At 37.6% G+C, this 20,866-nt stretch carries 17 protein-coding genes; 5 read left to right on the top strand and 12 right to left on the bottom strand.

Features of this window, described 5'->3' with window-relative positions:
* Positions 1–76 precede the first annotated feature (76 nt).
* On the top strand, positions 77–2,065 hold the full coding sequence (locus LG329_RS11785) for an acetoacetate--CoA ligase (protein ID WP_404451014.1): 1,989 nt from the start codon (positions 77–79) through the stop codon (positions 2,063–2,065).
* Positions 2,066–2,138: 73 nt separating this feature from the next.
* Here LG329_RS11785 and LG329_RS11780 read toward each other — a convergent pair whose 3' ends face one another.
* On the bottom strand, positions 2,139–3,035 hold the full coding sequence (locus LG329_RS11780; RefSeq protein WP_404451012.1) for a LysR family transcriptional regulator: 897 nt from the start codon (positions 3,033–3,035) through the stop codon (positions 2,139–2,141).
* A gap of 116 nt (positions 3,036–3,151) precedes the next feature.
* On the opposite strand from LG329_RS11780, the gene LG329_RS11775 reads away from it, so the two are divergent.
* Positions 3,152–4,171: a YeiH family protein gene (locus tag LG329_RS11775; protein WP_404451011.1), complete on the top strand. Its 1,020-nt coding sequence runs from the start codon at positions 3,152–3,154 to the stop codon at positions 4,169–4,171.
* A 48-nt stretch (positions 4,172–4,219) separates the two neighbouring features.
* Here LG329_RS11775 and LG329_RS11770 read toward each other — a convergent pair whose 3' ends face one another.
* The 8 genes from LG329_RS11770 to LG329_RS11735 all read right to left on the bottom strand — a co-directional run bounded on the left by LG329_RS11770 (position 4,220) and on the right by LG329_RS11735 (position 14,138).
* A complete protein-coding gene (locus LG329_RS11770; protein ID WP_404451010.1) occupies positions 4,220–4,885 on the bottom strand; it encodes a reverse transcriptase-like protein in 666 nt (221 codons plus the stop codon).
* Positions 4,886–4,933: 48 nt separating this feature from the next.
* Entirely contained in the window at positions 4,934–6,172 is a 1,239-nt protein-coding gene (locus LG329_RS11765; RefSeq protein ID WP_404451009.1) for an MFS transporter, read from the bottom strand.
* Positions 6,159–7,208 (bottom strand): ArsR/SmtB family transcription factor, encoded by a 1,050-nt coding sequence (locus tag LG329_RS11760; RefSeq protein ID WP_404451008.1) that lies wholly within the window; start codon positions 7,206–7,208, stop codon positions 6,159–6,161. The genes LG329_RS11765 and LG329_RS11760 overlap by 14 nt, the downstream gene beginning before the upstream one ends.
* A gap of 680 nt (positions 7,209–7,888) precedes the next feature.
* Positions 7,889–11,581, bottom strand: coding sequence for a 5'-nucleotidase C-terminal domain-containing protein (locus tag LG329_RS11755; RefSeq protein WP_404451007.1), 3,693 nt, complete (start codon positions 11,579–11,581; stop codon positions 7,889–7,891).
* Between the two features lie 215 nt (positions 11,582–11,796).
* The gene (locus tag LG329_RS11750; protein ID WP_404451006.1) at positions 11,797–12,072 is read right to left on the bottom strand and encodes a hypothetical protein; all 276 of its coding nucleotides are present in this window, start codon (positions 12,070–12,072) and stop codon (positions 11,797–11,799) included.
* A 44-nt stretch (positions 12,073–12,116) separates the two neighbouring features.
* A complete protein-coding gene (locus LG329_RS11745; RefSeq protein ID WP_404451005.1) occupies positions 12,117–13,037 on the bottom strand; it encodes a phosphotransferase family protein in 921 nt (306 codons plus the stop codon).
* Complete coding sequence (locus tag LG329_RS11740) at positions 13,034–13,813, bottom strand: HAAS domain-containing protein (RefSeq protein WP_404451004.1); 780 nt, start codon at positions 13,811–13,813, stop codon at positions 13,034–13,036. The genes LG329_RS11745 and LG329_RS11740 overlap by 4 nt, the downstream gene beginning before the upstream one ends.
* A gap of 13 nt (positions 13,814–13,826) precedes the next feature.
* Positions 13,827–14,138, bottom strand: a complete 312-nt coding sequence (locus LG329_RS11735) for a PadR family transcriptional regulator (protein ID WP_404456631.1) — start codon at positions 14,136–14,138, stop codon at positions 13,827–13,829.
* A 168-nt stretch (positions 14,139–14,306) separates the two neighbouring features.
* Between LG329_RS11735 and LG329_RS11730 the strand changes: the two genes are divergently transcribed.
* Both LG329_RS11730 and LG329_RS11725 read left to right on the top strand, forming a co-directional pair.
* Entirely contained in the window at positions 14,307–14,657 is a 351-nt protein-coding gene (locus LG329_RS11730; protein ID WP_404451003.1) for a DUF1801 domain-containing protein, read from the top strand.
* Positions 14,658–14,852: 195 nt separating this feature from the next.
* Positions 14,853–16,217, top strand: a complete 1,365-nt coding sequence (locus LG329_RS11725) for a copper resistance CopC/CopD family protein (RefSeq protein ID WP_404451002.1) — start codon at positions 14,853–14,855, stop codon at positions 16,215–16,217.
* Between the two features lie 155 nt (positions 16,218–16,372).
* Here the strand turns inward: LG329_RS11725 and LG329_RS11720 are convergent, their stop codons facing one another.
* The 3 genes from LG329_RS11720 to LG329_RS11710 form a co-directional block, all read right to left on the bottom strand.
* Entirely contained in the window at positions 16,373–16,825 is a 453-nt protein-coding gene (locus tag LG329_RS11720) for a GNAT family N-acetyltransferase (protein ID WP_404451001.1), read from the bottom strand.
* Between the two features lie 195 nt (positions 16,826–17,020).
* Positions 17,021–17,758 carry a MerR family transcriptional regulator gene (locus LG329_RS11715; RefSeq protein WP_404451000.1) on the bottom strand — a complete coding sequence of 246 codons (738 nt, stop codon included), beginning with the start codon at positions 17,756–17,758 and terminating at the stop codon, positions 17,021–17,023.
* Between the two features lie 234 nt (positions 17,759–17,992).
* Complete coding sequence (locus tag LG329_RS11710; RefSeq protein ID WP_404450999.1) at positions 17,993–19,471, bottom strand: MDR family MFS transporter; 1,479 nt, start codon at positions 19,469–19,471, stop codon at positions 17,993–17,995.
* A gap of 732 nt (positions 19,472–20,203) precedes the next feature.
* Here LG329_RS11710 and LG329_RS11705 point away from each other — a divergent pair.
* Complete coding sequence (locus LG329_RS11705) at positions 20,204–20,341, top strand: hypothetical protein (RefSeq protein ID WP_404456789.1); 138 nt, start codon at positions 20,204–20,206, stop codon at positions 20,339–20,341.
* Positions 20,342–20,866 lie beyond the last annotated feature (525 nt).

Genomic DNA, 20,866 nt, shown 5'->3' with positions numbered 1-20,866 from the left:
ACACGCCCATTAGCTTTACAGTCGGTAAGCGGTTTCATATAATAGTAGTAGTGACTGTAAATTCAGGAGGGGTAAAATGGCTCGAACGGAAGAAGGAACACTGCTTTGGGAACCAAGTGAAAAAAGAAAACAAGATTCCAATATCTATCAATATATGAATTGGTTAAAAAAACATAAAGATTTACATTTCGAGGACTATCATTCACTTTGGAAGTGGTCTGTTGATGAATTAGAGCTTTTTTGGGGATCACTTTGGGAGTATTTCGAAATACAGTCGAAGGGAAACTATCAGAATGTGTTAACAAGTCATAAAATGCCTGGGGCAGAATGGTTTGAAGGTTCAAAGATTAACTACACTGAACATATTTTCAGAAACCGTGATCGACATAAGCCAGCCATTATACACACATCGGAAGTTAGGGAAAAATCAGAGATATCATGGGATCGATTATACCAAGAAACAGCTTCATTACAATTGACATTAAAACATTTAGGTGTTGAAAAAGGCGATCGTGTTGTAGCTTATGTATCAAATATCTATGAATCAGTAGTGGCTTTCCTTGCGACTGCCAGCCTTGGCGCGGTCTGGTCAAGCGCTTCACCAGACTTTGGAACTCAGAGTGTTATTGATCGTTTTAAGCAAATAGAACCAAAAGTTATGATAACAGTTGATGGGTATCGTTATAGCGGGAAAGATTTTGACCGGACAGAGATTGTAGAAAACATTCAGTCTGAGCTTCCTACATTGAAAGCTACAATCGCGATTCCATACTTAAATGAAAATGCAAACTTTGATAGATTAAAAAACGTAACACTTTGGGATCATGCTGTTAATTCGGGCAAGGATATCATGCTTCACTTTGAGCATGTACCGTTTAATGATCCACTTTGGGTCCTCTTTTCATCTGGTACTACCGGGAAGCCAAAGCCAATTGTGCAGAGTCAAGGCGGAATTTTAATGGAACACCTGAAGGCCTTGACCTTCCATGCTGATTTGGACGAAAGCGACCGTTTCTTTTGGTTTACTACAACTGGTTGGATGATGTGGAACTATCTTGTGGGCGGCCTGCTCACTGGCAGTACGATTATTTTATTCGATGGAAATCCAGGGTTTCCAGATAAAAAAATGCTTTGGAAACTCGCTGAACAAACAAATATGACTGTTTTCGGAACAAGTGCAAGTTACATAACTGCTTGTATGAAAGATGAACTTGTTCCAAAAGAAGAATTTGATTTAAGCAGTTTGAAAAATATTAGCTCGACTGGTTCACCTTTACCACCAGAGGGATTCCAATGGTGTTATGACAATGTGAAAGAAGACTTATGGATTGCCTCAGCAAGTGGTGGAACTGATGTCTGTACCGCATTTATTTTAGGAGTTCCGATTTTGCCGGTATATGCCGGGGAATTACAATGCCGCGGTCTTGGGGCTAAAATTGAGAGCTTTAACGATGATGGTCAGCCTGAGATTAACGAAGTTGGGGAACTCGTTTTAACGGAGCCATTCCCTTCCATGCCTATTTACTTTTGGAACGATGAAGATGGTAGCCGATTACATGAAAGTTATTTTGATGTATTTCCAGGGATTTGGCGACATGGAGATTATTTGAAGGTAACAGATCGGCATACATGCGTTATTTATGGCCGTTCAGATGCAACGATTAATCGCGGTGGAATCCGAATTGGTACGAGTGAAATTTACCGCGCAGTTGATCAGGTGAACGAAATAGCCGATAGTCTAATTGTTGATATCCCTGATGGAAATGGCGATTCATACACTCCTTTGTTTGTTTTGATGAAGGAAGGCATGGAGTTAACTGACGACATTAAACAAGCGATCAAGGGACAAATCAGAAAGCAATGTTCACCAAGACACGTTCCCACTAGTATCTACAGTGTTCCGGATTTACCAAAGACATTAAATGGTAAAAAATTAGAGATCCCTGTTAAGAAAATATTAATGGGTAAATCGGTAGATAAAGTTGTTAATCAAGGTTCGTTAAGCAATCCAAATTCACTGGATTACTTTGTTGAATTTGCCAGGGAGCAGCAAGAAACTAAATAGTATTTGTTAAATGGACTGTCACTTCATGTATTAGGGTGGCAGTCTGTTGTATATATTTTGGTATATACCTTCATCACTTTAATGTTGGTGCCATTTTTTCATCCTGCAATAATGAAATAAACACTTCCAATGCTTTTGTTTGAAAAGGTGATTTTGTGACAACTGAAAATTGCCTTTTGAATGGTAGGCCCTCAACTTTTAACATTTTCAAATCATCATTTCTTAACTCCTTTTGAATAGCCCATTTTGATAACAAACTAATACCAAGTCCCGCTTCTACTGATTCCTTTATGGGCTGGGTGCTTCCAAAACTCATATATTTTGTTGGCACAATCCCCAATTGACGAAACATATTTTCGGTAGCTTCACGGGTACCTGATCCAATTTCGCGGACGATCCATGTTTCATTTTGCAAGAACTTCATTTCCACGTTTCCATCATGCTGTGATAAAACATGATCAGGAGAGACTACAACAACCATCTCATCTTCTGCAAGCTCCTCTACTTTTAATTGCTGATCTTTAAAATGTCCTTCGACAATACCTACATCTAACTGATAACCCGCCACTAATTCAGCAATTTCAGTTGTGTTTCCGATCATAACGGTAGGTTTAATATCTGGATAAGCTGCTTGTAATTCAGCAATAATATGTGGTAGGACATACTCGCCAAATGTATAGCTTGCTCCAATGGTAATTGGACCATTTGCAACGTTTGTTACATCATCTACTAGGTTATGCATCTTGGTGTAAAGTCCCAGGATTTCTTTTGCGTGATGATAAACAATCTCCCCTACCTTATTTAACCGGACATATTTATTGCTACGTTCTAGTAATCTTGTCCCAATATTATTTTCAAATGCGCGTATATACTGACTTACTGCAGGTTGCGTCATATGCAGCTCCTCTGCAGCTTTGGAAAAGTTTTGCTTTTCAACCACTGTCACAAATACTTGTAGGTGTTGATCCATTTTGTATTCACCAACCTTTGTTATCCCATTATAACATTTTACTTATTATAGCTATCATAATTATTTATTTTTCTTATAGATAAATATCAATTATCCTAAATATGGGAGGTGTCACAATGGCTTCACAGAAGGTAGAAAAAATAAGACCACCTTTTAGTAAGTGGATAGGTGGAATAGCATTCACATTTTTCATTGCATTATTGGGTTATTTACTGGCGATGGTACCAGGATTCGATAAAATTGGACAGTTGGCGTGTGCAATAATAATTGCAGTTGTTTACAGGCAATTTTTTGGATATCCAGAAGCCATCCGGTCAGGTATTGCATTTTCATCAAAGCGGTTACTTCGAGCTGCAATTATTTTATACGGTCTTAAATTAAATATTGATACAGTTATTCAAGATGGCCTAGGGTTACTTTTACGTGATGCATTAGTGATTATTTTTGCCATCCTAGTAACAGTCTGGCTTGCGAAGGTGTTAAAAGCAGATAAAACAATTTCCTTGTTATTGGGTGTTGGAACAGGGATTTGTGGAGCCGCGGCAATAGCCGCAGTTGCACCAATAGTAAAAGCAAAAGACGAGGATACAGCCATTGGGGTTGGTATTATTGCACTTATGGGAACAGTATTTGCCATTGGTTATACCATAATTGGACCACTCTTGCCTATTTCAGCCATTGAGTATGGTATATGGACAGGGTCGAGTATTCATGAAGTTGCCCAAGTGGCACTTGCAGCAGCACCGGCAGGCGACGATGCACTTGCAATTGCATTACTTGCAAAATTAGGACGCGTGTTTTTACTTATCCCAGTTTGTTTTGTCTTTATTTATATCATAAAACGAAAAAATAAAAATTCCGAGCAACCTGATGCCAAAATTGAGTTTCCTTGGTTTTTATTAGGTTTTATCGCATTAAGTGTTTTAGGAAGCTATGTATTTGGCCAATCTATTCCGGTATCTGATGATGTCATGAATATAATCTTCTCCATAACAAATTGGTTATTAACCGCTGCTATGGTCGGCCTTGGTCTTAATGTAAGTCTTCGTGATTTACGGACAAAAGCATTAAAACCATTAATTGCGATGACCATAACTTCCCTTTGTTTATCGGTTTTAGCTTATTTAACAATCTAGCTCTTCCCATCTCTGCATTAAGCTTGATGCAGAGATGGATAATAATAACTACGAATCCTTCTCTAACTCTTTTTCACTATTTATATCTACTCCAACTAACGCCTGCGTTGCAAGACGATCCGCTTCCTTATTCTCTTTTCTACTAATCACCTCATAATAAGGTTTGATTCCAAGCTTCTCTAATTGCAGTTCAATTCGATCAAGCCAATTGTTTAATTTTTCCTCATAGCACGGCCATGTACCTTCCAACTGCTTTAATATACCTTGCGCATCTCCCTTGAATGTGCACGGAAGATGATGTACACCCAATTCCTCTAGTTGCATCACTGCATAATGTAACGCTGCGTACTCCGCTTCACTATTTGTCTCCATTGCACTAATAAATTGATTCGTTCTTATACGATAGCGTACATGATTCTTTTGATAATAGATCGCAACACCTAATCCGGCACTGCTTGTGTTTCGATCAAATCCACCATCAAAATAGACGACTACATCATGTGCCTCATGTTCTATTGTTTCCTTTAACTTACTAAATTCCTTTTGTGTCCACTCATTTTCCATCTCATCGATAATAACTAATTCTTTCACACGGCCTGTTTTTTCAATATCAGCTAGTAGATGTTCCATGGAATCCTGTGATGTCCATGCTGATTCAAACTCTACTTCCTCCGTTTTCTCACCCTTATACAGCCACTTTAATTTAACCTTCATCTTATCCCGTCCCTCCTGTACACTTAATCTAGCCTATGTGCCATACAACTATACTTCAACCCATCTATATTTGAGTGATGGATGCAAATAAATAAAAGAAGCAATAGTTGTAATAGATCCACCAATAAAAATGGTAGTATCTGTTCCAATTTGATTTGCCATAAGCCCGGCTAAGAATGCAGCTACCGGCATAAGAATCCATGTCATGAAACGGCTTGTAGCTTGTACGCGTCCTAATAAGTGATCCGGAGTTAGAGTTTGCCTAATCGTGACGATACAAGGGCTTTTCATAGAAACAGATACAGTCCCCATAGCATTGAAGAAAATAAGTAATATATATGAATCTGTGAGACTAAACAATATAATTGATGTTCCACCAGCTATAGAAGCTAGAAATAAAATCCTTCGATAAGAAAATTTTTTTCTCAATAAATTTGTAAATAGCGCCCCACAGATAGCACCTATTCCTCCAATAGATAAAAGCCATCCGATTTGAGTTGTTGTCAATTCCATTGTATCTTTTAGATAAAAAATAAACATCGTAAGAAAGAGTGTAGTTCCAAATACTGATGCGATCATCGCTAGGTTCGTAAAGAATATAGGCTTAGTTTTAATGACAAATTGAAACCCTTCTTTGATATCTTCGAGAAAAGTTCTTTTCTCTTGTTTTTTCGGAACAGCAACTTTTATATCAATACTCAAAATAGCAGTGAAGGCAATTAAGAAACTAAGGCTATTAACTAACAATGCATACCCTGGATTGTATAGGCTTATTAATAATGCACCCAATCCTGGTGCAACCAACACTGCTGTATTAAAAATACCAGTATTTATCGAATTAACAGCATGAAGATCATTTTTTCTAACCATGTTGGGTACAGAAGCAAATTGAGAAGTGTTATAAATTTGGCTTAACAACCCAATTAATAGAGCACCGCTATACAAATGCCACATCTCTAATTGATTGAGTATAAAGAATGCTCCCATGGAACCTACAATCAGACATCTTCCAAGATCACAAATTAGTAATAGTCTTTTTCGATCTAATCGATCAGACAGAATTCCCGTGATTGGTTGTAATAAAATAGGCAGACGCTCGAGTGCCGCTACGATCCCCATACTTAAAGGCGAACCAGTAATGGCAAGTACAATTAGCGGTATCGCAATTAGGTAAATTTGATCACCAAAAAAAGAAATTAAATTTCCTCCCATAAAGCGAAATACAGGATAGTTTTTTGATAGCTGTGGATGCCCCCCTTCTATTGCCTTGGCATTATTGCTTTCCATAAACAAATTGCTCTAATTCTTTAGCCAAAGCATCTAATGTATTTTTCTTCAACCTATACTTTGATTCAATTATTTCAACTAACTTTGCAGATCGAAGTATTTTCAAGTGATGGTGAACAGTCGATTTCCCCATTTCCAATTTGTTTGTTAGTTCCTGAAGGGTCGAATCACCTTCCGATAAATATTTAACTATTTTAAGCCTGACCTCATCACCAAGCGCTTTATACTTGTTAACTAGAAATTGATTAGGCTGAAAATCACTACCTGGATGTACGCTTTCATTCGCAACAGGATAATAAAAAACTTTGATTCCCTCGATATCAGCCTCAATATTCCATGGACGATAAACATATTGCGGAATAAGAAGTACATGATATACACCTGGTTCTGGATAATAGGTACTCCCACCAGTCGCCCATTCAACTAATTCCTCTGATGACATCTTTTTTTGCATATGATTTTTTGAGTTAAAATCCCGTTCTAAAATAGCTTGAATCTTATTTGCTTCAGGTTCAATTGCAGCTTTGTACCATCCCTCCATCACAAAACATAAATGCTTCTTTAAAATTTCTATATCAACTGTACATATATACTCGATATATGCAGGAAAAAATGGGTTTTCTTTAGTAATATTCTTTAAATCGTTGATTGCTGATTTATCACCAGATGAAGCTTGTTCTCTACTATTTTTGTAACGACTCCCTACATACGGTAGACAATTATGTTTCATTTCTTCTGAGTTGAGATTTTCTATGTATGTATTAAATTCAGCTAAATCCTTAAAATTTCTCTGATGTAGGAGTTGCAGCAAAGCCTTCCATGTATTATTTTTCTCTACATAGTTAAGGTGCTCTAACATTTTGTCAGATAAAGATTGCTTAATACCGTTCCAATAATCATCCGGTTGCTCAAGCGTATCAAGTAGTCTTGCATTCGTAACTGCTGCAATCCCTAGTGCACACTCCCATAATAAGGAATGCTCCAGCTTAATTTGATAGGTTTCTCTTTTTCGACTTGTCATGTTCAATACATCCATATCGTCACCTCGTTTTAATTAATTATTTATATTCTACATGCATAGAATATATAATTCAATAATTATTGAATTATATATTAAAATTTTTTTCAAAAGGCTGTTTTGTAAAGATTGTCGCTTTCGAGAGAATAGATATAAACGGCGTAACTTCTATCTATGTTAGATCTGTAGTACTGATAATGGAAACAAGTTACTAAGGCAGCCGCAGCCCGTATACACTTCGCTTTCCGCGGGCGGCTGGTGAGCCTCCTTGTGCTAACGCACTGCGTAGTCTCACCGATGCCTGTCCTCCCGCAGGAGTCTACGTGTATACGGGCTGCTGATATAATATTTGCCAATAACAGCATTCATTAGTTGAAAGAAATGACAAAGAATTCTTACATAAATAGCTTTACCAGTCCAGGTGAGTGGAGGGCGGTGACTCCTGCGGGAACAGCACGTGTCCGAAGACCCCGCAGAGTGGTTTTCTCGAGGAGGCTAAGGCCGTGCCCGCGGAAAGCATCCGCCCGGAGCGATCCTGGACGGTTGCATAGCACATGTCATTGGAAATAAACCTAAAGTTACGTCACAGTTTATTTCAACTATGATGAAAAGCAACAATGCGTACGAAAAGAGCCTTGCAAAAAGATTAGAAAAGGATCCAGCATCAATTGCTGAATCCTTTTCATCAACTAAATAATCTATTGTTCTAAACTAACCTTCAAAACTCCGCTTGGCATATCCGCCATAATAAACGTTTTCGATGTCACATCATTCTCAACAACCAATGTCACATTTTTTTCTTTCAATATATCTACTTGTCTTTTATTCAGTAACAATCTGCGTGGCTTTTTGTCATTTTGAATATTGATTATAACGCGCACGCCTGATTCTAGTGCTTCTAAATCTTTTGTATGGACGGTTGCGGTACCATTATTTTTCTTCGGTGTAACAATAACTTCTGGTTGCTCTTCTTCACCAGGCAACTCAGTTGTAGTAGTAATACGTCCTTCTGGTCCATATTCAAATGGGTTAGCTTCCGAACTATTCAAGCTTTCAATAAAGTCTACTGTAGCATCCAAATCGGTTGGGCCCATTTCCGGATTGACACCTAGTTCACTTATTGGACCAGCTGAAGTGCCCATATAGTTGTTCACAGTTAATGTATATGTTTTATCCATATCAACCGAGGTTCCATCAGGTAAAGTGATAGCAACGACCTCATTCATTTCAGAATTCCATGTGTAATGGAATCCACTAATGCTGTAGTCCGGTCCATATTTTGCAGACAATTGTTCTTGAATAATTGGATAAAGATCTGCACCTTTAATTTCAAACATCATTAGTGTGTTGCCAAATGGCTGGATGTTGTACAAATCACCCCAGGTAACCTCACCTGCAAGTAAATCTGCCCTAATTCCGCCACCATTCATCATAGCAAAATCACTACCCATTTCTGCATTCATACCGTCAGCTATTAGATTTCCTAGTCCGTGATCTCCATCATTGGAGTAGTCGCCTGTTAAATCTGCTGCATTATAGCCTATTACTTCGTTCATTATTGGTGCAATCTGCTCTGTATATTTTGCTAGGATAGCTGTTACTGCTGGATCAGGTGTTACTTGGCTTTGGTCAACATACACAACCTCTGCCTCTTTTTTCACAATATCACCAGTTGAACGATCAATCTCTAAATCTACGTCAGCAAAAGCTTTTCCATACTCATAAGCTTGAACGATTAATTTATTATCGACAACACCATCAACTACCTTGTGATTATGCGCTGCGAAAATAACATCTACTTCATCATTTACTTCATTTGCTAGATCAGCGGCTTGCCCGGTTGCACTAGTACCTGACTGTTCTGCAGGAATATGGGCTAACAAAACAATCGCCTCTACCCCTTGTGCTTGGAGCTCTGTCACTGCATTATTTACAGGTTCTGTTTCATCAATAAATTTAATATCCTGAATCCCGGCAGGCATTACCATACCTGCTGCTTCTTGTGTTAAAACACCTATAAAGCCTATTTTTTCTCCATCAATTTCTTCAACATGATAAGAAGGCAAGAATGTTTCATTTGTGTCCTTGTATACACAGTTTGCACATAGTACTGGAAAATTCATCCCATCATAATTCTCAGTTCCTAAACCATCAGGATGTTCCCCGCCATTTACCATACGCATTAGTTCTTCTGTACCTTCGTCAAATTCATGATTCCCAACAGTACCAACATCAAAGCCTATCTCTTCCATGATTTCAACTGTTGGTTCATCCTGAAGTAATCCCGAAACTGGTGAACTACCGCCAATCATGTCACCAGCATGAACAACTAACGTGTTTGGATTTCTTTGTTCACGGGCTTCTATTGCCCCTGCGACATAATCCATTTTTCCATACGTACCAAAAGTTCCATCCCCATCAGGGTCTAGCTCATATTGTTGATCAATCTTCCCATGTAAATCATTCATGCTTAATAATTGTACCTTAAGGTTATCTGGGTTTTCTCCCCCATCACCAACAAAGGTATATCCATAATCTTGTGCAGTTTGTTCTTCCCAGAAAAACACTCGGTTTTCCACAGGAACGTCTGCCCAATCCTTTGGTAAAACATATTTCATTGTATCGGAGTTCCCAACGTATTTGGAAAATCCTTTTTGATCATCATTTGCTCGGAATACAAACGGTAATTCTAAAAGAGGATTTTCTGGATTCCAAATTCCAAGTCCAGCATCTTTTGCTTCTTTCACTGCATTTTGATAGGTCGGATAAACCTCTTCATCAAATGGTGCAATAAAGTATGTTACTGCATAACCTTGTTGTACCATTTCGACGTTAATGTTTACGCCGTCTTCTTTACGGATAACCTCAGCTAACAATCTTCCGTATTGATCAGTTGGTTCTTCCCCAATTTTAACCAACACTTCATCACCAGGCTGAAGAAGTTCGTTCATGTATGATTTAGCTTCTTCTCCCATGGCTTTTTGATTTGCATTAATTTCATCACGGGCAGGATCATCGTTATGCGCTGTATATGTTTCTGGAGTGTCGATATTCAGGAAACGCACCTTTGTACCCCCAAGTACAGGTGTTGCTAAATGAATCGTATCCCCATCTGTAACATGGTCAACTGTAGATTCATAGACTCCAGCTGCAGTTGGCGGTTCAGGTTGCACGTCTGCTAACTGAATATCTGCCTGTTCGGTCGGTATTAGTTGATAAGAATTATATTGGCTAACAACCGCTGTAATATCGTACCACTTATCCGGTTCTATCAATGACGTATCAAGAGATCCTTCCATAACCCTTAGTGTTGTACCATTATAGTCAGCATCTATTAACGAAATATTGTAGCCACCACCAGCAGGAGTATCGGGAATATTATTGATAAAGCCTGTTAGATGAACCAGTTCACCCTCATAGGCTTCTGCTACTGCTGGGTCCTGAAGGTCTGCTAATGTAATATTTTGTGCTTCAGGTAAAGCCTGACCTTGCTCTAACACTTCAACCGAGCTTGGGACTACCTCTTTCAAGCCATTATACGAATCTAGCTCACCCGTTACTTTTACTCTATCCCCTTCTTCTACATCAGGAATAGAGCCTTGCTCAAATGCAAATAAGTTAATGCCACCTGTCTCGTCTTGTATGTATGTAGTAAATTGTGCGCCATTACTTATTGCAGTATTATCAACTGTTACGATACCTTCTACTATTACAGCAGTTCCATCATTTAATGCTCTAGCTTCTGCAATAGTATACGCTTGTGCTTCCGGATCATCTGGGTCACCCGGTGGATCTTCTGGATCAACGCCATCCATTGTATGGGAACCAAGATATGCAAATGTATTTGATGCATAGTCCGCCCACTCCGCGTTATCATAGGTTGCATTTGGTTTTGTAATTGAAGGATTTCTTACTTGTGTCACACCTTTGGCGAAATCACTATCCGCGCCAATCTCACCAAATACATCCAGGACTGTTTCGCCTTTTTTCAAAACAACTACATCATCACCATTAAAATTAACGACAGATGAATCCTGTAGGTCTGCTTGGCTTAAAATGCTGGAGTCAGCACTTTTATGTGCAATAACAAACACATCACCGTGCTGCAATGTACCTGACAATGTCACAGATTGACTGGCCTCTGTAGCACCGTTACTATATAACTCTACTTGATAGTTCGATAAATCTACTTCAGTACCAGTTCCATTATAAATTTCAATTGCCTTGTTATACGAACTTCCCTCAATATACTCTGAAACAAATAAATCCTCTGCTACAACTTCATTACTTTCCGCTGATACAGTTGTAACTAAAATAGTGGAATAATTCATAAAAACTAGCGTGAAAATAAGAAAGAGATTCAACATCTTTTTAACAGTAGAATTCTTCATTGATACCCTCCGTTTATGATATATTTACATCACATTCACCTTATAACATGACATAAAAAAGAATATGACACACTATTAATATGGCATACTCAATAGAAGGTTACAATTCAATTTTTGTAAATTTATAGTAAAATATTACTAGATTAGAGCGATTTTTCAAAAAACAGTTAAAATTGCCTATGTGGTGGAGTTGTGGAGTCTCTGAGGTGTTGTAATCAATGTCGGTATGTGTGGTTTTGACTCTCAATCATTTCAAAAAGTGCTTTATGCTCATCCATATTTGCAAATGTATACTTAAACCGGCTTCTTGTTTCAACCATGTAATTGTCAAACTCTTCATCTATATAATCTAATTTGGTTTCAAAATTATCTAATCTTAACCCAAAATCAATTAACTTTTCATTCAACAGTTCAAGCTTTTCTTCAAATTGTTTTTGACCGTGTTTCAAATCTTCTAATGACTCTAAAATTGCATCTAATTTTGCTTTCACTTAATCAATCCCCCTCCAATTTTTTAATTATATACCACTTTTTTTCATATTACTAGTCTATTAATCAAACTTTTCAGATATGTATCTAAACGCTTTTCCATCATCCCGTCCGTTAACCCTTTAACGCCAAACACTTCCCAACCTGGATATACATCTGAACCACCGTCCATTACTGATAAAATATCCCAATAAACATCATAGGTATAAGTTTCACCAGCTAGGGATAGATACGCCGATAAAAATTGATCTGCAACTTGCACGCCGTACAACTTCACCAGATTTAGCCGGCAATGGCCAACGTCAATTCCTGCTGGTCCATAACAAGCATTCACCCAATCGACCACACCGCTGACTTTATTATTTTTCCATAACACATTTGTAGGGTGGTAATCCCGATGGATAAATTGTTTGCTGACAGTTGGTTGTGGCCCCTTTACAATGTCTATTGCTTTTTGCCATACATCAGGAACTTTTGACCAGCTTGGTACTTCTAATTTTGTTTTATCATTATAGGTGAAATAAGTCCACTGAAAGTCCGTTGTGTCCACAGCATGGATTTTTACAAGCGAATGGGCTAATTCACGCACCCAATGATCCATGTTAGCTGGCAAAATGTCCACAGCTCCGTCCAGCTTCGTCATTAGAACAAGTGGGTTTCCGCACACAATCCCACCCTCGTCAAATGCTATAATACTCGGTGTTGGAACTTCCACATCTGCTGCAAAACGAAGACTTTCTGCTTCATGGAATGCTAAATCAGGCTCTTCCTGTAGCCATTTTTTATTATCAAATTGTCGTAACACAACATCATAATTAGACTGATTAACCTGAAGTGAGATGCTGTGCAGCGTAGATGAAGTACTCCCCTTCAATCGCTCAATAGAATTAACAGTAGCATTTGGATTTACAGCGTTAATAATCCATTTAATTACTTCTGTTGGAAGATCATTGTCTTTTAATTTCATATATTACTACCCCTTCCCTTATTTTTTTCTAACCTGCTTGAAATAAGAAGGTAGATTCCTACCCCAATGATAATTATAAATAAATTCAACATGGACTTCGTACTTTCTTGAATTGCAGTTTCATTCAAAATAATTTCAGGCACAAAAATAATTAGCGACAAGATGATCAAAATCCAAGTCTTACTCCATACGGAAAGCAAAATCATAGTAATAATTGCAAGGCTGGTCACAATTATACTGCCAGTAGAGCCTAAGTGAACAAGCGGGGTATCAATAGTGCGGTCTAAAACAATTAAACCAACAAACAGAGCAATAGGTAACATCCCTATACATAAGAAAATAAATATTTCTTTCACTTTTGATAAGGAATTTCCCGCTGTATACTTAAAAACATACATCAAAACAAAAATAAATAATAGTGAAATTACCGGATAACCCACTAACTGCAACATAGAATACACAAGCTCTCCACGAATCGCATCTCCAATAATAATGAATGAAAATGCACCTAAAGCAATAATGGGTAAATATTTAATCCAACTGAGGTAATCATTAGGCATTTCATCTGATAGTTGCTCCATATATTCTTTTGGTGTTCGCCCAATTATTTTTTCGATTGGCTTTCCTTCTTTTTCGGACTCCATTAAATGAACCTTTAATTCATGAACAATCTCTTCCACTTCACCAGACTTTTTCCCACTAGAAAGTAAATATAGTCGTAAATCATCTAAAAACTTCCTACTTTCTTTAGAAAGAATTATTTCACAGTTTTTCACACGACCAGCCCCTTTATTGGTTATCTTTTTTCAATACTTGATTCACATTTGTTTGTAGAGAATTCCATCGATCGATAAAATGCTCTAATTCCTGTTCGCCCTTTTCCGAAAGCGAATAGTATTTCCTTTTCGGACCTGCTGTCGATTTTTTTAGTGTAGATGTCACCAAATTATCTTTTTGCATGCGCAATAATAAAGGATAAATCGTTCCTTCACTAAAAGAATCAAAACCATAATTCTGAAGTTTTTCGGCTAATTCATAGCCATAGACTTCTTTTTCATTAATAATTGCTAACAAACAACCATCTAATATTCCTTTTAACATCTGAGTTGTAGACAATTAACCATCACCTTTTCTAATACCTTGTAATGCAAGATATATGTTTAGTATATATCTATATACCTTGTATTGCAAGATATACATTTAAAAATGGTTTACAGTAGTATTTTAAGCAGCGAAACGTTTATAATTACAAATAAGGAGTGATTAAACATGTTGAAAAAAAATAAAGAAGTCGATTCGTTTATCGAGAATTTATCATCACCAATCAAGGAAATTGCTACCCGATTAAGAGAAATTGTTTTTGAAGCATCACCTGATATTCAAGAGGAAATTAAATGGGGAAAACCAAGTTATATCGAAAATGGTATGGTGTGTTATATCCAAACTGCCCAAAAACATGTGAATTTTGGATTCTATTTCGGGGCAACACTTGCTGACAAAGATGCACTTCTTGAAGGAACAGGAAAAAAGATGCGACATATTAGAGTGAAAATTATTGATGACATTCAACACGATAAATATATTGCACTGATCCAGGAAGCAATCGAACTGGAGACTTGATAAATTCCTCTCTCCGGTTCTCTCCCCAACAACTACAATCAGTATCAATCTCCACTGGTGTATAATGACAGAAGTTTATTTCCTCCTTCGCTTAATTATTTGAAGTACCCTAATTGGTATTAATTTAATTATTTTACATTTAAGTGATCTAAAATCGATTTTGAATCGTTTACTTAATGAAAAGGAGGTGCCACAGTGCGAATAAAAAAAAGGACCGTTCATATCGCTATATTACTTTTACTATTTTTATCTATAATGCTTCCATCAACTGCCTCTGCACATACCTCTTTAGTCGAAGCAAAACCTGCACCAGATAGTCAACTGAAAAAATCACCCAAAAACATTACATTAACATTCAGTTCAAAAATTGAACCTGATCTTTCTTCCATAACCGTTTATAACCAAGGTGGCGAGCAGGTAAAGGGTACAACAGAAAATGTAAGTGACGATCAAAAAAGCCTTTTGTTACAGCTACCAGAACTAAAAACTGGTGAATACAAAGTAAGCTATCAGATTGTTTCAACAGATGGACACCCTGTAGAAGGGACCTACAACTTCACATTAACTGTACCAGAACCCGAGAAAAATAAAGAAGTGCCCATGACTGAACTGGACCAAGACGAGAAAGAGCATCAGAAGATTACGGTTAAGGATAAAGATATGCAAACACCAAAACAAGTATCCAATGGGGAAACACAGCATGATCATTCAACCTCAACTTATCTTATTCGCTTACTATATTATTTTAGCATTCTTGCTCTTGCTGGCTGGGTATTTTGGGGAATCGCATCATCTATTCTAACCTCATCTGCAAAAGCGTCCTATATAAAAGGATCTATGGTTTTACGTTTCTTTCTTTTCATCATGTTACTTGGATATGGTTACTTACAGTTTAATAGCTTGATAACTGGTATTAATGACCTGCAATCATTATTATTCCAAACAGCTTTCGGATTTGCATGGCTTCTCATGTTTGTAACAAGTATGTTGGGATTCCTTATCCTACATCGTTCACGAATCATTGATGGTCTTTGGATTAGCTTATTACTAATTGGCGAAGTCATAGCTGGTCATGCCATAACTTATGAACCGTTATTTATCACATCAATTCTAGATATGGCTCACTTAATTGCAGCTTCAATTTGGATAGGTGGGTTATTCCTTATTATAGTTTTTTGGAAACATCATCGTAATTTCATAATTGGATTTTTGCCCAGGTTTTCGAAATATGCATTGATTAGTATTCTAACACTTAGTGTTACAGGCAGTTTAATGGCAATAATCTTTTTGCCTAATTTATCAATACTTTGGGAGACGCTTTGGGGCAAAGTATTGTTATTAAAAATACTTGCTGTACTTCTTGTAATCATAATCGGATCTATCGTGCGCAAAGCATTGAAAAACAAGCAAAATACAAAATTGAAACACCTTATAGAATGGGATTTTGCACTAATGATAGGGATTGTTCTTTTAGTTGGCATTTTAACCTTTGTCAGCCCTACACAAGAGTTCAGCACTATAAATCAAGATAGAATAAGTTTTGCAATGTCAATAAAATAAGGATTTAAATCATTTTGAGGGAGTGATGAAAAAGCCAAAAGGTCTCAATCAAAGGCAACATAATTTGAATGTTCTTGCCTAGCACGAACATTCAATTCTGTACAATTAAACAAAGTCAATTTAATATCGAGCCTAAACAATGTTTGGGCTCGTTGTTATGTAATTTTCTCAAGCAATGTAATATAAATACCAGTAGCCACTTCTACCTTCTGATAAGGTGTAAATCCAAATCGTTCGTATAGACTAATGGCAGGAATATTTTTTGACCCAGTACTTACCGTGAATCGGTTGACCTCTGAATTCTCACTCATCACATAATTTAATAGTTTACTTGCGATTCCTTTACGAAAATAGTTGGGATGAACAACTAACCTACAAATGTCTAGTTCATCTTCTAATGCTTCATAAGAAATAAATCCGGCCAGTTCCCTTTCATATTTATAGCCGATAAAAGTTTCATTGCTACCCATTATTGAATCAACTGTATCATTTAATTGCGGTATTCCGTCAAACTCAATAAGATTAGCTTCTACTTGATAAGCTAGCAGCTGTACGTTTAAAATATTTTGCACCTCGGATTTATCTCGGTTGTTCAGTTTAACAATCATGGCTGCGTTACTCTCCCTTTAAAGTATTTTTTTAAAACACTTACGCTCATAGTTACAATCGTTTTTATATAGGTAAAGGTGGCCGATAAATTTAGAAAAACTCGGCATTCGCCTAGCCCTTAATAGCGAATGCCGAAGTTTTACTTATACCGACGTTTCCTAAAAACGTTTATACTTCCCTTACGTGTAATAGACCTATTTATTTCGATCAGCATAAACCGCCATCGCATCTCGCATAAATACAGCCAGACCTTCACCAAATTGGTCAATATTTTTAGTGAATCGTTCATCATCCACATACATTTGCCCAAGGCCTTTGAAAGCGTCTAATGAATAGTTTCCGACCTTATTTAAATAATCATACCACTCGCCAATACCCTCTTGAGCTTCATCAGACTCTGGTGATTGATGACGCAGGGTTGCTAACTTTTTATAGAGAGCATTAAATTCGTCACCAAGCGCTTTTTGTTCATTCTTAGACATATTATTAATTTTGTTATTTGATTCATCTACTGCTTTATCACCCCAGCGGTCACGAGCTTCTTGCTCATATGGGTTGTTACTGAAATCAAAGCCTTCAAATTTTTCTTTTTCACTCATATTAATTTCTCCTTTCGAGTTTTGAATTGTCTTGTCAATCATCGAAATCATGTTATCCATTCGTCGTCTTTTTTCTAAAAGCATATTTCGTTGAACTGCTAATGCTTCGTTACGATCAAAGCTAGGACTGACCATAATTTCTTTAATCTTTTTCAAAGGGAAGCCAAGTTCTTTAAAAAATAATATTTGTTGTAAGGTGGTGAGGTCGTTTTTCGAATATATCCGGTAACCTGAATCAGTTGTATCTTCAGGGGTCAATAATCCTATTTCATCGTAATGATGTAGTGTGCGCACACTAATTCCCACTAAATCTGCAACTTCTTTGACCTTCATAGGTGATAACCTCCCTTCATTTATTACTATAAAGTATCACGTAACGTTAGAGTCAAATACAAAAGTGTAAGCGGCCGGTTATTGCCGTATGTCCTGGACGACACCGTATGAGATAAAGGAAACACGGATGAGCATAGCGAACCGATGTTGACTTATCGTAAGGAGGTGCCGGAAGGGCACTAGGCAATGGGCGCTGGAGCTAGACGTAGGTAAAAAAATAAAACCCATTAATTATTAATGAGTTTCATTTTCCACTTCCTTTGGGGGTTCCGCACGGTATACAAAGAATGAAACAATCAATGCGATTATCGTAAATCCTAACGCAATAAGATACACTAATTCTACACCTGAGACCATCGCTTTACTTATTGTGGTCGGATCAGTAGGAGTAGACGCTTTATCTAAGATGCTGTTTTTTCTGGCATTCATAATACTTATAAACGCGGAAACACCGATAGCTCCTGCCACAGGCTGTAAGGTAGTCATAACTGCCGTTCCATGCGGGTATAGATGTTTCGGCAATTGATTGAGGCCATTTGTTTCTGCTGGCATCATGATAGCTGAAATGGAAATCATTAATAAAATATAACTAACGACAATTACCCATACTGGTGTATTTAAATCTAATCTCGTCATGATTAACATGGTTCCGCATAATACGAATGTTGCAGGTATCATTAAAGCTCGTGGCCCTAATTTATCAAATAATTTCCCCATAACAGGTGATAAAAGTCCATTCAACAAACTGCCTGGCAATAAAACTAATCCTGCCGTCGCCGCTGTCAATGCTAATGGCCCCTGCATATATATTGGTAAAATAATCTCTGATGCAAACATTGCCATGATAATGATGAGAAACATCACAACACCAAGTGTATACATTGGGAATTTAAACACCCGTAGATCAAGTAACGGTTCGTCAAGTTTAAATTGTCTAAATGAAAAAAATAGCAATGCAATAACCCCGATCAAAATAGGCAAATAAGCAACAGGACTAAGAAACCCATCATCGCTACCACCAGCGGAACTAAAACCAAACACAATTCCACCAAAACCAATAGTTGAAAAGACAATGGATAGAATATCAACTTTTGGCTTTGTAATTTCTGACACATTAGTTAAGTATTTATATGCAAAGGCTATCGAAAATAAAGCAAACGGAATAACAGTAATAAATAAATAACGCCATCCCATATGTTCTACAATAATTCCGGATAAAGTTGGCCCAATTGCAGGTGCGAACATGATTACAAGACCAACTATACCCATCACCGCGCCACGTCGCCTCGGTGGGAAGATTAACAGGAATGTATTAAAAATGATTGGGATTAATAGTCCTGTTCCAATAGCTTGCATAAGTCGACCAACAAGTAGCACAGAGAAAGTTGGAGCGATTGAACAAATAATCGTTCCAATGGTAAAGACAGACATTGTTCCTAGAAACATCTGTCGCGTTGTAAACCATTGCATTAATACTGCTGATACAGGAATTACAATACCCATCACCAGCATAAACCCAGTCGCCATCCACTGCACTGTTGTAACCGAAACGCTAAACTCTTCCATTAATGTAGTAAGAGCAATATTTAACAGCGTCTCATTTAAGATGGCAAAAAATGCACCGATAATTAGTGATAGCATGATTGGCATTACCTTACCGTTTGGATCATCAGCCAAATATTCATATTTCTTTTCTTCCGTATCATTACTCATACAATTAAATCTCCTTTATTTATTCTTTCGCAAGTATATCTTTTTATTTGGTATTAGGGAACATAATTATACCATTATTTTTTTAGAAAAAATGTTCCTTTAGAAATATGAAAAATTATTCCCACTCCAGACAAACGACCATATAGTAAAGGGAAGACTTTTCAGAGGAGGAATACTAAAAATGAATAACAATAAACGACCCAATGGAGAGGGTAGGCAGTTCAACCTTCCAGATTTTCTTTCCGACTTTTTCCCTGGATCTCAAAGTGGGGGACAGCCGCCTGGACCACCGCCGGGTGGAGGACAGCCCAACGCACCTACTTCCCCACCACCATCTTTCACTCCAACACAGCAGGAGCATCAACTTTTTGCTGTAGACCCAGGTGCCATTCAAGGTTGTCTCTTTCGTTTCACATATGTTTGGTTATTCCGCGATGCTTTTTGGTTTTTCCCAGTGTTTGTTGGCAGACGTTCCGTATCTGGATTCAGATGGACCGGCTACAGGTGGGTTTATTTCGGTATAGATTTAAATAGAATCCAATCGTTTCAGTGTTATTAAACTGTTATGAAGGGGTAATCATCGCTAGGTAGGAATTATGTCTTAAGAGTGTGTTCTCCAAAGTGAATCACACTCTTTTTCTCTGCTTCAAATTAAATGCAAATCTAAAGAATGGATTTATACATTTTCATATATCTGGGCATGTTAAAAATAGTAGAAAGGAGGTAAAAATAATGAAGAAAAAATACACGCTTGCTTCATTGTCAACAATCCTAGCAGTGGGATTCTTATTCGGCTGTGATGGCGTCGATGAAGATGAGCCAGATCCAAGCGAGGAACCTACAGAGCAACAAGAAGATAACTCACAATAGATTACTTATGGTGCCGGACTCAATTTAAATTATCCTCTACTGTCAAAATATCTGGCACCTTCTGACTCTCTCTTTTCTTTCGGCTCTTTTCTTTCGGCTCTTTTCGTACGCATTTTTGCTTTTCATCTTCATAGTTGATATAAACTGCTTCGTAACTTCTATCTAAGTTAGATCTGTAGTACTGATAATGGAAACAAGTTACTTAGGCAGCCGCAGCCCGTATACACTTCGCTTTCCGCGGGCGGCTGGTGAGTCTACGTGTATACGGGCTGCTGGTATAGTTGCCAATAACAGAATTCATTAGTTGAAAGAAATGACAAAGAATGTTTACGTTAATAGCATTACCAGTCCAGCATCGTTCCGGGTGGTGACTCCTGCGGGAACAGCACGTGTCCGAAGACCCCGCAGAGTGGTTTTCTCGAGGAGGCTAAGGCCGTGCCCGCGGAAAGCATCCGCCCGGAGCGATCCTGGACGGCAGCAATAGTACATGTCTTTGGAAATAAACCTAAAGTTACGTCGCAAGTA

It is taken from the genome of Virgibacillus necropolis (genome assembly GCF_044793635.1).
GTDB lineage: Bacteria > Bacillota > Bacilli > Bacillales > Amphibacillaceae > Virgibacillus_F > Virgibacillus_F necropolis_A.
This window is presented reverse-complemented; position numbering and strand designations above follow the sequence as displayed.

Coding starts and splice junctions, on each gene's coding strand:
- LG329_RS11780 (WP_404451012.1), bottom strand. CDS start 3,035: ATGGATCAACACCTACAAGTATTTGTGACAGTGGTTGAAAAGCAAAAC.
- LG329_RS11720 (WP_404451001.1), bottom strand. CDS start 16,825: ATGATTGTTAAACTGAACAACCGAGATAAATCCGAGGTGCAAAATATT.
- LG329_RS11760 (WP_404451008.1), bottom strand. CDS start 7,208: ATGGATGTATTGAACATGACAAGTCGAAAAAGAGAAACCTATCAAATT.
- LG329_RS11705 (WP_404456789.1), top strand. CDS start 20,204: ATGAAGAAAAAATACACGCTTGCTTCATTGTCAACAATCCTAGCAGTG.
- LG329_RS11710 (WP_404450999.1), bottom strand. CDS start 19,471: ATGAGTAATGATACGGAAGAAAAGAAATATGAATATTTGGCTGATGAT.
- LG329_RS11775 (WP_404451011.1), top strand. CDS start 3,152: ATGGCTTCACAGAAGGTAGAAAAAATAAGACCACCTTTTAGTAAGTGG.
- LG329_RS11730 (WP_404451003.1), top strand. CDS start 14,307: ATGTTGAAAAAAAATAAAGAAGTCGATTCGTTTATCGAGAATTTATCA.
- LG329_RS11715 (WP_404451000.1), bottom strand. CDS start 17,758: ATGAAGGTCAAAGAAGTTGCAGATTTAGTGGGAATTAGTGTGCGCACA.
- LG329_RS11770 (WP_404451010.1), bottom strand. CDS start 4,885: ATGAAGGTTAAATTAAAGTGGCTGTATAAGGGTGAGAAAACGGAGGAA.
- LG329_RS11755 (WP_404451007.1), bottom strand. CDS start 11,581: ATGAAGAATTCTACTGTTAAAAAGATGTTGAATCTCTTTCTTATTTTC.
- LG329_RS11765 (WP_404451009.1), bottom strand. CDS start 6,172: ATGGAAAGCAATAATGCCAAGGCAATAGAAGGGGGGCATCCACAGCTA.
- LG329_RS11735 (WP_404456631.1), bottom strand. CDS start 14,138: ATGTTAAAAGGAATATTAGATGGTTGTTTGTTAGCAATTATTAATGAA.
- LG329_RS11785 (WP_404451014.1), top strand. CDS start 77: ATGGCTCGAACGGAAGAAGGAACACTGCTTTGGGAACCAAGTGAAAAA.
- LG329_RS11745 (WP_404451005.1), bottom strand. CDS start 13,037: ATGAAATTAAAAGACAATGATCTTCCAACAGAAGTAATTAAATGGATT.